Below are 12,014 nucleotides of genomic sequence, written 5' to 3' on the forward strand. Positions count from 1 at the left end.
CTTAGGTATGGGCTGTTTGATTGAGAGGCTTGCGTCTGGCAGATTCCTCTCCCGCTCTGCCGGACAGGACTGGTGCGATGGGTTCGCAGAAGAAGAGGCCGGTGGTGCTGACCGCGCAGGACCGCGAGGAGTTGGTCCGGGTGACCACGACGGGGGTTCATCCGGCCTCGGTAATCAGGCGGGCGAGGGTGCTGCTCGCACTCGACACCTCTGCAGGCGGGATCGGCTCGCAGGAGGTGATCGCGGCCCGGCTCGGCGTCTCCGGTGAGACGTTGCGGCTGGTCGCCAAGCGTTTCACCGAAACCGGTGGCGATGTTCACGCCACCATCGCGCGGAAGAAGCGCGACCTCCCGCCGGTGCCCTCACCGGTGACCGGTGAGGTCGAAGCCCGGCTGATCGCGATGGCGTGCTCACAGCCACCCCAGGGCTATACCCGGTGGTCGCTGCGGCTGCTGGAGAAGCACGTCGCACTGGTCGAGGACATCCCCGATCTGGACCATTCCACCATCGGCCGGGTCTTAAAAAAACGGAACTGCGTCCTCACCTGAAGAAGTGCTGGACCATCCCACCACGGGCGAACGCGGAGTTCGCGGCCCGGATGGAAGACGTACTGGCCGTCTATGCCCGGCCCTATGACCCGGCACGTCCGGTCGTGTGCATGGACGAGAAGCCCTACCAGCTCCTCGGCCATGTCCGCGACCCGCTCCCGGCCCGCCCAGGTCACGACGCCTGCCAGGACAGCGAGTACATCCGCTGCGGCACGTGCTCGATCTTCGTATGGGTCGAACCCCTGCGCGGGTGGCGTCGAGTTCAGGCACTGTCCCAGAGGACCCGGATCGACTGGGCCGGCCAGGTCAGGCAGCTGCTGAGCGTGGACTACCCCGATGCCGAGACGGTTGTGCTGGTGATGGACAACCTCAACACCCACGGCATCGCCTCACTGTACGAGGCATTCGAACCAGAAGAGGCCTTCGCCCTGGCTCAGCGCCTCGAGATCCACCACACGCCCAAGCACGGGTCATGGCTCAACATCGCCGAGATCGAACTCTCCGCGCTGACCAGGCAATGTCTCGACCGCCGGATCGGCGACCTCGACACCCTCAACACCGAACTCTCAGCCTGGCAGAACGCCACCAACACCGACCAACGTCAGGTGGACTGGCAGTTCACCACCCACGACGCACGCATCAAACTGCGCCACCTCTATCCCAGGAATTAGCTGCGACAGTCTACTAGGCGTGTTGACCCGCAGGGTTGTTCACGCGGCTGATGGGTGGTTGACCGCCGAGTGCGGTGTGGCAGCGGCACGGTGGTGATCGCCGGATGGGTTCCGGCGGTCGCCACGGCCGCGGCGGTTGTGCCCGGCAGTGGTGGTCAACCCGAGCTTCCTCGTCGACTTCCTTGGCCGTATGCGGCGGCACGCTGCTGGCTCGGAAGGCCCGGTCAGGTCCACTCTCGCTCGGACTTCTGCATGGTGTGGCTTGCCGCGCGGGTCAGTTTCGGGCGGCTCAGGACGTCGGTGCTGTCGAGGAACTGGTCCACGGAGCCGACGGGTAACAGATCACGAAGGGCCGGGTCCGTGATGCGGGCCCTGAGGGCCTTGGTGAAGCGGTCGGCGCGCAGGACCTGGAAGGGCCCGGAGTGGTAGGGGCGGGTGGCGGGGTCGACGCGGTCGGTCAGGCCCAGCTGATTGTGCAGGCCCGCGATCGTCTCGTACGCGTGCGCCAGATGCTGTTCGCGGCTGCGCCAGTCGGTGGCGGCGAGGGCGGCGGTGAGGTCGGGGGTGAGGCGCGGGCCTAAGGGGGTGCGGGCGAAAGCGCTGCCGAGCCACTTGCTGTAGGGCGGATAGCGGCGGTCCATCAGGAGACACAGGCGCATGAGGTCGCGTACGAGGCGGGCGGCGACCATGGCGGATCCCAGCTCGTCGCCGACCTCGCCGCAACGGCCGACGAAGGCTTCCTCCTGGGATATGCGCTGCCACTGGCAGGCCAGGACATGGAGCCAGATGTCGTGCGGGTACCAGCGGAGGGCCGTGCGTAAGGGGGCGAGTTCACCGAGGCCGTCATGGAAGACGGCTCCGCCGGTGACTTCGGCGAGGAGTTGGGTGGGGGTGGCGAGCCAGTCCGTCGGGGTGATGCCGGAGGAGGGGACGAAGCCGAGTGTGTCGGTGAACCAGGCCGAGAGATGGGTGACTTCGACGCGGTGGTGGACGGGGCGGTCGGTGACCTGCATGACGCGGATGTCACGGTCGCCGGTGGGGGCGAAGTGGGTGGGGTAGCCGTGGAAGGTCTTCGGGAGGTGCTCGGCGAGTACGTGTCTGATACGTCCCGCATGCCGGGAGACGTCCTGGCGGCGGAGGAAGAGCTGGAGGCGGGGGCCCCATTCGTGGTCGGCGGAGCGAGGGGTGTCGAAGCCGAGCACCTCGGAGCCGCTGCCCAGGCGTGCTGCGGAGTGAGGGATTGCGGGGGAGGCTTCCTCCAACAGGGGGCGTACCGCTTCGGTGTAGAACCGGCGGGAGAGTTCCAGGCCTGGGATGAAGGGCGGCATATTCGTGATGCTCATGCCGGGAAGCCGTGCCCATTCTGTGGCGAGGCATGCGTGGTGTCTTCACGTTGTCTTTCGCTCGTGAGGCAGCCGCAGGTTTGAGGAGCGGCGGCCCCTGGTACCCCGCCCACCGAAAAGCTCGGGAATGTCCGGCAGATGGTGGTCCTCGCCCGCCCACGCGGAACAGGCCTGCACGCTCGTGGCGGTCGAGAGCCGCCGGCTCGCAAACGGGTCGAGCGCGTCGAGTACCTCGGTCGGCGTCGCACCCGCGAGGGCGTCGCCGAGTACGGCCGCGTCCCGAACCGCCTGCGCCGCACCCTGGGCCTGGAACGGCAGCATCGCGTGGGCACTGTCGCCGAGCAGGTCACTCGTCCGATGAACCATCGCGCGAGCGGGGCACGTGTGGAGAGATCGTGGCGGAAGACGGGGGACCGCCGAACGCGGAGACCTCTCCCGTCGTACCCGTCGCGGCAGGCAGGGACCGCCGATCGGCACCGGCCGGAAAGAGGCGACCAGATGACCGGCGAGCAGCACCCCCGGGCGGCGGCCCGCGGCACGCCGGGCGCCCAGGGAGGCGAGTGCGGGGCGCGGAGCGGTGGTGGAACCCGTAGGCCCTGGCCAACCGACCCTCTCGTGTGCGGTTCGCTGTCGGGTAGCTTCGAACGGGACTGCTGTCGACCTCCCTCTATTGGCGCCACGTTTGCCCAGTTCAGAGGCTGGTTAACGGACATGACAACGGTCACCGGTGCAGCCTTTGCCGATTCGCTCCGGCATGCGTTTCACTTCGATCGAGGCATCCATCGCGAGGGGGAAGGTGCACAGCATGAGCGACCACGGTCATGAGCACGATGCGGCGCACGAGCACGGCTCGGGAGGCCACGCCGGGCACTCCCACGGCGTGACGGCGGACGCCGACCGGCGCTGGCTGGGCATCGCGCTCACGCTCATCACCGCATTCATGGCCGTCGAGGTCGTCGTCGGTATCGTCGCGAGCTCGCTGGCCCTGATCTCGGACGCGGCGCACATGCTCACCGACGCCGCCTCGATCGTGCTCGCCCTGATCGCGATGCGGCTGGCCGCGCGCCCGGCCCGCGGCGGCTTCACCTACGGCCTCAAGCGCGCCGAAATCCTCTCCGCCCAGGCCAACGGGCTGACCCTGCTGCTGCTCGGCGCGTGGCTGGCGTACGAGGCGGTCCGCCGTCTGGTCAACCCGCCGGAGGTCGAGGGCGGGCTGATGCTGGCCACCGCGCTCGTCGGCATCGTGGTGAACGTGGTGGCCGCCTGGTGCATCTCCAAGGCCAATCGCACCTCGCTGAACGTCGAGGGCGCCTATCAGCACATCCTCAACGACCTGTTCGCCTTCATCGGCACCGCCATCGCCGCGCTGGTCGTCGTCACCACGGGCTTCGCCCGCGCCGACCCCATCGCCACGCTGGTCGTCGTCGCGCTGATGTTCAAGGCGGGGTACGGGCTCATTCGCGACTCGGGCCGCATCTTCCTGGAGGCGGCGCCCGCGGACATCGACCCGGACGCGCTGGGCGACAAGCTCGCCGCCCAGCCGGCCGTCGTGGAGGTCCACGACCTGCACGTCTGGCAGATCACCTCCGGGCAGACGGCCCTCTCGGCCCACGTCCTGGTCGAGCCCGGCGGCGACTGTCACGCCGTCCGCCGCGACCTGGAGAAAATCCTCCAGCACGACTACGGCATCACCCACACCACCCTTCAGGCCGACCACGTCCCCGACAACGTGCTCCAAGTGGCGTTCCCGGGTGACACGGCCGACGACACGGCGCACTGCGACGACCGGCACGGCCCGGTCCACCGCGATGAGCCGCACGAGCACTGATCCCCTGTAGCCCGGCCGGAGCCGACGCGTACGTCTCGTGGTGATCGGCTCGGGTCGGAGCGCACCAGCTCCAAGCAGGCCCTCAACGGCTTCGTGAAGTCCGTCGCCTTCTACTGTGGCCGACGCGGCATCCGCGCCAACGCCGTCGCGCCCGGCGGGGTCAACACGGGGATGGACACCGCCTTCCGCTCCTCCTACGCCCAGGAAATGACCGCGCCGGCCATCGCCGCCGGACCCACCGCGTTGGCGGTGATGTCGTCCGCCGCCCAGCGCCGTCCGGCCTCCACGGCGTGGTGCCCGGCGGCATCCGCACCCCCTTGCAGCAGCGCGCGATCGACCTGGTGGCCGCGGAGCGGCTGTGGGAGCTGTCCACTGCCGCCGTGTCCGTCTGGCACGGCCGGCCGGGGCCGTGCCCTGGTCCGCGACGCGGACAGCGCGCCGTCGATCGCTGCGCCTGCCATGTCTTCACCAGCCTGCTGGCCCGAATGGCTCTGCCGGCGGTTCACACCCAGGCGATGAGGTCGTGCCGCTCGTCGGTCGCCGCCTCGCCCCACAGGAGTGTCGTCCGATTCTGTGCGGCGATACAGGGCATGGGAACAGCGCGACGGGTGTCGGCTCTTCCGGGGGTGACGGGCCCGGGGCTGACGGTCCAGTGGTCACCACGCAAGGTGAGGGTCACCAGGGACAGGGGTGGCACATCGAAATGCCAGAAGGCCGTCGCCGGTGCGGACAGCGCATGGACGAGCGAGGCCCGGACAACGGCTGGTTCGGTGATGGCCAGTGCGTCGCCCGTGCCAGGCGGCACGCTGCTCAGCCAGGTGGCGACTCGGCGGCAGAGCCGGCGTACCGACTCGCCTCCGTGTGGCGCGGCATCCGGGTCTGTGAGCCAGGCGCCGTACCCGTAGGGGTCGTCCGCGGTGACTTCGCCGACTGTGCGGCCACGCCACGTACCGTAGTCGAAGTCGCGCAGTGCGGGTTCGAGCGTGGTGTCCAGGCCGAGAGCGTCAGCGGTCTGCGCGCAGCGGGTCGACGGTGCCCGGATGGCCAGCGAGTACGGGGGAAGGGTCGTGCCGACGACGCGTGCCGTGTGCAGGCCGCGCTCGCTGAGGAGGCCGTCACCGAAGACCGGGTTCCTGGTGGTGTCCTCGGCTGTCGCGCAGATGAATGTCAGGCGGACCGACATCGGCTTACCTCTTTCCGTGAGTACTTGGTCGACTTTCCGTGAGTGTTTGGTCGACCACGGCCGCCTAGTTGATCAGGCGAGCCGGTGTGGTGGCGGCGTGCAGCATGTATTCCAGTGGTCCTCTCCGGAAGGCCCGTTTCCAGGCGACGGCCAACAGCATGGTGGCCGCGGCCAAGCAGACCAGGGCCAGCAGGGCGGGGAAGGTCGGCAGGCTGTCGATGCCCAAGGCCTTGATGGCGATGATGTGGCCGGTGTAGGCGGTCAGGGAGACCGAGCCGACCGCGATGACGGGGGCGGCGAGCCACCGGAATCGGGCCGATTGTTCCGTGGCGATGAGACAAGCGGTGATGACCACCAGGCCGACGCCGGTGTTACCCATGATCGACCATGTCGTCTGGCTGTGTGGCGCGGCCACCAGCAGCCAGTCCGGGGTACTAGTGGTGGGGTCGCCCACGGCGTCGGACCACCATGCCGATGCGGCCGACCCGCCACCGGTCGTCGCGCTCACGGCTGCCTGCGCGCCCGGGACCAGGTGCAGGGCCAGCCAGGAGCCGCCGTAGCCGAGTACGGCCAGTGCGCCGCCGAGGAGACCGACCTTGGCGCGTATGCCGGGCCTCGCGAGGTCGATGCGGCCCAGCGCCATTCCGGCGATGACGAAGGGCAGCCAGGTCAGTACCGGGTACGCGCCGGTGATGAACAATTCAATGATCCCGTTTGAATCGGTGATCCGGGCCAGCGGGTCGTGGGCGATGACGGCATCGGCCCAGCTCCCGCCCTCGACCGCAACCCGAAGCGGATACAGAACTTGGGGCAGTACGAGCGCGGTCGCCGCGGCGATGACGGCCAGGGTGCCGGCCCGCAGCCGGTACAGCGGAACGGAGAGGAAGAAGACCGTTCCGTAAGCGGCAAGGATCACGTCGACCGAGGTGTCCAGGCAGGTCAGGGCATATCCCAGGGCAACCAGAACGGCGGAGCGGATCAGCACCCTGCCCATGGCCTGCCGCCCGGCTCGCCCCGTCCGTGGCTGCGGCCGACCAGTGAGAAGGACCAGGGTGAACCCGGCAAGCAGAGCGAACAGGGCAGAGGACCGGCCGCGTGCCACCTCCATGGCCCAGCCCAGCGGGCCGCCCACCGAGGGGTCGGGACCGATGTGGGCCGCGTACATGCCGAACACCGCCAGGCCGCGGGCCAGGTCGAGGCCGATCAACCGTCCTGTTGACGACGTGGGGGAGGGGGCGGCGGCATCCGCCCTCACAGCGGATGCCGCCTCGGACGGCGCGGCCTCTGATACGTCGTGCACCATGTGTTCCAGGGTCCTGGACGGTGTGTGTCACAACCATCCGGCAAATGTCCGGAACCGCCCCCGCCGACTGGCCGACCCAGCCCCCGCCGACTGGCCGGTTCCGGCGTCAGAAAACGCCATAAGTGTCATGGTGTGATACGAATCGGGGCAGTGGTCCGATGGTGAGTGGAGCACCCGTGATCCGAGTATTGGTGGTCGATGACGAGGCCCTGATGCGTAAGGGTTTTCAACGCACCTTCGACGCGGCGCGGGACATCGATGTCGCGGTGGCGGTTCCCGGCGGCCAGACGCTTCAGGCGGCGCGGGAGATACGTCCTGACGTCGTACCGCTGGACATGCTGGACATCCGGATGCGACCCCTGGCCGACGGCGGCGCCATACGGTCGTCCAAGGTCATTGGGCAGGTCGTGGACGTCCACGTGAACGCCGGCCCCAAAAAACTCGCTGCCCGCAGGCTCGCTTTGCTCGCCGAACGGGCTCGCCTTCTCAAGCCACCGCAGGACCAGGAGGGGGGATGAGCCTCGGCCGCCTGCGTGCCCCGCTGCTGGACGCCGCCCTCGTCGGAGCCTCGCTGCTCGATGTCTGGTTCAAGGTCCACATCGACGAGCAGCTGCGTATGGCTTGCGCCCTGGTCGCCGCCTTCTCTCTTCTGTTGCGCCGCCGCCGGCCGCTGCTTACCTTCCTGCTCACTCTGCCCGCCGTCCTGGTCTCCGACGCGATTTTCGCCGCGCTGGCCGCGCTGTACACCCTCGCCTCATTCACCCGACACCGCGCCCTGCTGGCCGTCTGTGCCACGGCGTTCACGATCTGCGACATGACCTCATGGCCGTCACTGAACTACAACCTTGCGTCCACCTCGACCCTCTTCACTCTGGGCTACACCGCGGCGACGGCAGCCGCTCCTGTCTTCCTGGGTCAACTCGTCCAGACCCGCAGCGATCTGTCACAGCGGCTCGCCGAGATCTCCGAGGCGCGCGACCACAAGCGCCTGCTGACCGACCAGGCCGTGCTGGCCAAGGAGCGCGCGCAGCTCGCCCGGGAGATGCATGACGTGGTCTCCCACCAGGTCAGTCTGATCGCGGTGCGGGCCGGAGCGCTTCAGGTCGGGACCCAGGACGCCGAGGTCAAGGAGGCCGCCGCCACGATCCGGCGGCTGAGCGTACAGACCCTGGACGAACTGCGGCACATGGTCAGCGTCCTGCGCGCCTCCGGGGGCCGCCCCACGGAGCTGACACCGCAGCCCTCTCTGGCCGACCTTGAGCGGCTGGTCGACAACAGCGGCATCCGCGTCGAGCTGCAGACCGACGTGTCCGACGACCTTCCGCCCACCGTCCAGCGCGCCATCTACCGCACCGTCCAAGAAGCGCTGACCAACGTACGCAAGCACGCCCCCGGAACCACCGCGACGGTTCGCATCCGCCACGAGGACGGCGCTGTCCGTGCCACGGTCACCAATACCGCACCGACCCGGCCGCCGCTCCCCCTGCCCAGCGCGCACCACGGGCTGGTCGGCCTGGGGCAGCGCGCCGCACTCCTCGGCGGCACCGTCACTTCCGGCCCGACAGCCGACGGGGGCTACGAACTGGACCTGGAGCTCCCGGCCGAGGACACGTCGTGACGGACCACTGGCCGCCGTCACGACCGAAGCGGCAGAGCGGGGATGCCGCGGTCCATCCGCGTGCCGACGGCGGTACTCGACCGGGGACGGCAGGCGTGGAAGACGGGCGGGTACCCGATCGTCCGCGGTGACGACACCTTGAACGTTCTTGCCGTTCTTGGCCGTTGTTCCTCCTTCATACGGCCAGCAGGGTCTTCCCCACGTTGTGTCCCGCCTGCATCCGCTCATGTGCCCGGGCCGCGGCAGCCAGCGGAAGGATGTCGGTGACATCGATGTGCACGCTTCCCGAGGCGACGAGTTCCAGGGCTGCCAGACCATGGGCGCGCAGGAGGTCGGGGGCACGTCTGGAGACGTCACCGATGTTGTAGCCGGTCAGCGAGCGATTGTTCTTCCACAGGGGGAGGAGCGGTAGGTTCAGGTCGGGGTGGCGAGCGGCTTCGCCGTAGAAGGCGACACGGCCGAAGGGGGCCAGCACGTCCAGACTGGCGAGGCGCGTGGGGCCGCCCACCGGGTCGAGGACCACGTCCACGCCTCGCCCGCCGGTCGCGTCGCGCACCGCGTCGGGGAAATCCTCCCGTGGGAAGACCGCGTCGTATCCGAAACGTTTGGCGTACTCGGCCTTGTCGGTGCTGCCGACAGTGCCGTACACGGTGTCCGCGCCGAGTGCGCGGGCGATCTGGGCGGCGACGGAGCCCACGCCTCCGGCCGCCGCGTGGATCAGAACGCTGTCGCCGGGGCGGAGCCGGGCCGCTTCGGCGAGGACGCCGTAGGCCGTGGGCAGGACGAGTGCGGCCCCGCCGGCGGTCCGTAGATCGATCTCGCCGCGTGGGGTGTGCAGCGGGAACGTGAAGCGGGCTGGGGCGACGGCGTACTCGGCGTAGCCACCTCCGTCGGGCAGGTGCACGGCGACAGGGTCCCCGACGGCGAACCCGCTGACGCCCTCGCCGATCGCGGCGACATGCCCGGAGGCTTCCATGCCGGGGATGTCGAGTGTGTCCGGTGGGCCGAAATCGCCGAGGCGGTGCTGCACTTCGGCGTAGTTCACTCCCGCGTAGGCCACCCGGACCAGCACCTCTCCGGGGCCGGCTTCAGGGGTCGGCACCTCCACGGTGCGCAGGACCTCGGGCCCGCCGTTCTCTTCGAATCCGATCGCGCGCATGACGTGTCCTCCTGCGGTCGTTTTTTGGTGGCAACTCGGGTGCGCTCACCGCGGTCCTGGTGCCGCGGTCCTGATGTCGCGGCACCAGCTCCACCGGCGTACGACGTGGTGTTCCGCCGCCCCCGGAACGGCGTCGCTCGTCTTGCCGAGGAGGGCCAGCAGCAGGATCGCGAGGAGCAGGATGTCCGTGCGGTCGGGCATGTGCGGCGGCGCACCGGTGAGGGCGAGCTCAGGAACTCGGTGTGAGGCGCGAGATGTTCAGCGTTCGGGCTGACGGGTGATCAGCGGGTGGCGGCGCAACAGAGCGCGGCTGCGACACGTACCAGATCGACGCAGCGGCGGCAGGTCAGCGACTGGCGCGGCATACGGGGATGCAAGCATGGGTGACTCGCAGGCGTCAACGGACCGCCATCATCCGAGACGATCACTGTCGGGGACCTTGAGAGCCTTGGCCGGCCGTCACGGCTGTCCGTATGTGTGCAGAGCCAGGTGAGCGCGCAGACGGGTCAGGCGGTCGATCTCGGCGTCGAGAGCCGCGAGTCTGCGGTCGATCACTCCGGAGCCGGGGAGGTCGCGGTCCGGGGACCCGCACGGCGGTCGGGGATTCTCGACGAGCAGGCCGAGCCGGTCGGCGATACTGCGCAGGTCCTCGATGGTGAGCCCGAGCGCCAGCAGTTCACGGATGACGCGGACTCTGGCCACCTCGTCCGGCCCGTACTCACGTTGCCCGGCGGCGCTGCGCCGCGGTGGCGGCAGCAGGCCCCGCGCCTCGTAGAACCGCAGGGCTCGCGGGGTGGTCCCCGCCGCTGCCGCCGCATCTCCGATCCGCATGTCCGCCCTCGCGTCTCAGCCTCCGTCGCCGCGACCGCGCGACGACATGTCACCGTGGCGGCAACTCCACGACGACGGTTCCGAAGTGCCGCCCCTCGAACAGTTCCTGCAACGCCCGAGGGGCACGATCCATGCCCGGGATCCGTACATGCGGGAAGGTGATCTCGCCGGAGCGCAGCCAGTCCCCGAAGTGCTTGGTCCATTCCGCCCTCACGTCGGGATGGTCCTGGCCGCTGTAGCCGTGGAGCGAGATGCCTTGGCCGATGAGCCGGAAGGTGTCGATCTCCGCGGGTGCGCTGCCACCGTCGCGGCGCGGCGACAACTGGCCTGACAGCGCGCCGACCAGTGCGAAGCGGGCACCCTGGCGCGCGGCGCGAACAGCCGCGTTCAGCTGGTCACCGCCGACGGTGTCAAGGAGGACGTCGATGCCGTCCGGCGCCGCCGCGGCCAGTTGCTCGTCGATCGGCCCGGGCCCTGGCACCACGACCGCGTCGTAGCCCAGTTCGGCCCGCAGCCGCTCGGCCTTGTCCGGCGAACGGGTGCTCCCTATGACCCTCTTGGCGCCCAGCAGACGCGCGACGGGGCCCGCCAGCGTTCCTACGGCTCCTGCCGCTCCAGTGACGAACACGGTGTCGCCGGGGCGGACTTCGGCGAGCCGGGTCAGCGCTCCGTAGGCGGCCGACCCGGACGACAGGTGGGCCACCGGATCGGGCAGGACATCGCCGAGCGGAGTGCAGTCGCTCGCCGCGACCAGCGCGTGTTCGCGCCACCCGAGCAGATGCGTGACCGCGTCCCCTGGGCCCAACGGAGCGCCGGGCCCAGCCGTGACGACCTCGCCGACGGCGGGACCGAACAGTACGTCGCCGGCGTGGATGCGGGGCAGCGGCATGCCGTCGGCCTCGCCGCCGATCAGAGTGCGCAGCCCGGGGAACACGAGGAAGTACCGGTTCCGGACGACGACTTGTCCCGGACCGGGGACGGGGACCGGCCTCCGCGCGATCGTGAAGTGTTCAGGCCCGGGGAGCCCGCCGGGGGTGTCGGCCAGCAGGATCTCGCGGGTCGTGGAGGGCGGAACTGTGGCCATGTCGGGGCTCCTGGACGGGTTGGAGGGTGAGCGCGTGCTGTGACAGTGGGATCGGTCCGGCTGTCGGCGCGCAGACGCTAACCCCTGACGCGCGCGTCAAAGGCAAGACGGTTGCGGCTGCCCGAGACCGGAGCGAGCAACTCCGCGGCAGGCGCGGTACTTTCGCCCGACGTCGTGCGTACTGTGCCGATGCGAGCGCTCCGTTGACACCTTCCGCCCCACGTGCTTGCATCCCGCCTTGCCGTCGCCAGAGCCTCTGACTCGCCGCCGCGCCGTGGACCTCGTCCGCGTGGCCGCCGCGCTGTGTCGGACGACCGGCTGACCACGCGCTTCCGCACATCCCCGTCAACAGTCCGGCTGGACAAGCCAGTTACGCACGCACCGGCCCCACCCACGGATGTCCGTGCCCTGGCCCACGCCGACCCCTCTCGCGCTCTTCACCCCCT

General features: G+C 69.6%; 13 protein-coding genes and 2 pseudogenes. 6 read left to right on the forward strand and 9 right to left on the reverse strand.

Annotated features, from left to right (window positions below; all coding sequences use genetic code 11):
* Nucleotides 1-77: 77 nt before the first annotated feature.
* A complete protein-coding gene (locus OG568_RS47610) occupies nucleotides 78-548 on the forward strand; it encodes a helix-turn-helix domain-containing protein (protein ID WP_266624875.1) in 471 nt (156 codons plus the stop codon).
* The gene (locus tag OG568_RS47615; RefSeq protein ID WP_266624874.1) at nucleotides 437-1,219 is read left to right on the forward strand and encodes an IS630 family transposase; all 783 of its coding nucleotides are present in this window, start codon (nucleotides 437-439) and stop codon (nucleotides 1,217-1,219) included. The genes OG568_RS47610 and OG568_RS47615 overlap by 112 nt, the downstream gene beginning before the upstream one ends.
* 224 nt (nucleotides 1,220-1,443) lie before the next feature.
* On the opposite strand, the gene OG568_RS47620 is transcribed toward OG568_RS47615, so the two are convergent.
* Together OG568_RS47620 and OG568_RS61660 are read right to left on the reverse strand one after the other, a co-directional pair.
* A complete protein-coding gene (locus OG568_RS47620; protein ID WP_329536147.1) occupies nucleotides 1,444-2,562 on the reverse strand; it encodes a DUF4037 domain-containing protein in 1,119 nt (372 codons plus the stop codon).
* A gap of 120 nt (nucleotides 2,563-2,682) precedes the next feature.
* Nucleotides 2,683-3,011: pseudogene (locus OG568_RS61660) on the reverse strand (FAD-dependent monooxygenase); the annotation flags it as partial.
* A 356-nt stretch (nucleotides 3,012-3,367) separates the two neighbouring features.
* Here OG568_RS61660 and OG568_RS47630 point away from each other — a divergent pair.
* Together OG568_RS47630 and OG568_RS61665 are read left to right on the forward strand one after the other, a co-directional pair.
* Nucleotides 3,368-4,390, forward strand: coding sequence for a cation diffusion facilitator family transporter (locus tag OG568_RS47630; protein ID WP_329536148.1), 1,023 nt, complete (start codon nucleotides 3,368-3,370; stop codon nucleotides 4,388-4,390).
* A gap of 75 nt (nucleotides 4,391-4,465) precedes the next feature.
* Nucleotides 4,466-4,570 (forward strand): annotated as a pseudogene (locus OG568_RS61665) (SDR family oxidoreductase); the annotation flags it as partial.
* A gap of 14 nt (nucleotides 4,571-4,584) precedes the next feature.
* On the opposite strand, the gene OG568_RS47635 reads toward OG568_RS61665, so the two are convergent.
* The 3 genes from OG568_RS47635 to OG568_RS47645 form a co-directional block, all read right to left on the reverse strand.
* A complete protein-coding gene (locus tag OG568_RS47635; RefSeq protein WP_329536149.1) occupies nucleotides 4,585-4,851 on the reverse strand; it encodes a hypothetical protein in 267 nt (88 codons plus the stop codon).
* Between the two features lie 41 nt (nucleotides 4,852-4,892).
* Nucleotides 4,893-5,573 carry a histidine phosphatase family protein gene (locus OG568_RS47640; RefSeq protein ID WP_329536150.1) on the reverse strand — a complete coding sequence of 227 codons (681 nt, stop codon included), beginning with the start codon at nucleotides 5,571-5,573 and terminating at the stop codon, nucleotides 4,893-4,895.
* Nucleotides 5,574-5,637: 64 nt separating this feature from the next.
* Nucleotides 5,638-6,876 carry a DUF418 domain-containing protein gene (locus tag OG568_RS47645; protein WP_329536151.1) on the reverse strand — a complete coding sequence of 413 codons (1,239 nt, stop codon included), beginning with the start codon at nucleotides 6,874-6,876 and terminating at the stop codon, nucleotides 5,638-5,640.
* Nucleotides 6,877-7,052: 176 nt separating this feature from the next.
* On the opposite strand from OG568_RS47645, the gene OG568_RS47650 reads away from it, so the two are divergent.
* Nucleotides 7,053-7,394 (forward strand): response regulator transcription factor, encoded by a 342-nt coding sequence (locus OG568_RS47650; protein ID WP_329536152.1) that lies wholly within the window; start codon nucleotides 7,053-7,055, stop codon nucleotides 7,392-7,394.
* Nucleotides 7,391-8,494 carry a sensor histidine kinase gene (locus OG568_RS47655; RefSeq protein ID WP_329536153.1) on the forward strand — a complete coding sequence of 368 codons (1,104 nt, stop codon included), beginning with the start codon at nucleotides 7,391-7,393 and terminating at the stop codon, nucleotides 8,492-8,494. Before OG568_RS47650 ends, OG568_RS47655 begins: the two co-directional genes overlap by 4 nt.
* Before the next feature lie 175 nt (nucleotides 8,495-8,669).
* Here OG568_RS47655 and OG568_RS47660 read toward each other — a convergent pair whose 3' ends face one another.
* The 4 genes from OG568_RS47660 to OG568_RS47675 form a co-directional block, all read right to left on the reverse strand.
* Nucleotides 8,670-9,653 (reverse strand): quinone oxidoreductase family protein, encoded by a 984-nt coding sequence (locus tag OG568_RS47660; RefSeq protein ID WP_329536154.1) that lies wholly within the window; start codon nucleotides 9,651-9,653, stop codon nucleotides 8,670-8,672.
* A 45-nt stretch (nucleotides 9,654-9,698) separates the two neighbouring features.
* Entirely contained in the window at nucleotides 9,699-9,854 is a 156-nt protein-coding gene (locus OG568_RS47665; RefSeq protein WP_329536155.1) for a hypothetical protein, read from the reverse strand.
* Between the two features lie 258 nt (nucleotides 9,855-10,112).
* Nucleotides 10,113-10,484: a MerR family transcriptional regulator gene (locus tag OG568_RS47670; protein ID WP_329536156.1), complete on the reverse strand. Its 372-nt coding sequence runs from the start codon at nucleotides 10,482-10,484 to the stop codon at nucleotides 10,113-10,115.
* A gap of 49 nt (nucleotides 10,485-10,533) precedes the next feature.
* Complete coding sequence (locus OG568_RS47675) at nucleotides 10,534-11,568, reverse strand: MDR family NADP-dependent oxidoreductase (protein WP_329536157.1); 1,035 nt, start codon at nucleotides 11,566-11,568, stop codon at nucleotides 10,534-10,536.
* Between the last annotated feature and the right edge of the window lie 446 nt (nucleotides 11,569-12,014).

Source organism: Streptomyces sp. NBC_01450, assembly GCF_036227505.1.
GTDB lineage: Bacteria > Actinomycetota > Actinomycetes > Streptomycetales > Streptomycetaceae > Streptomyces.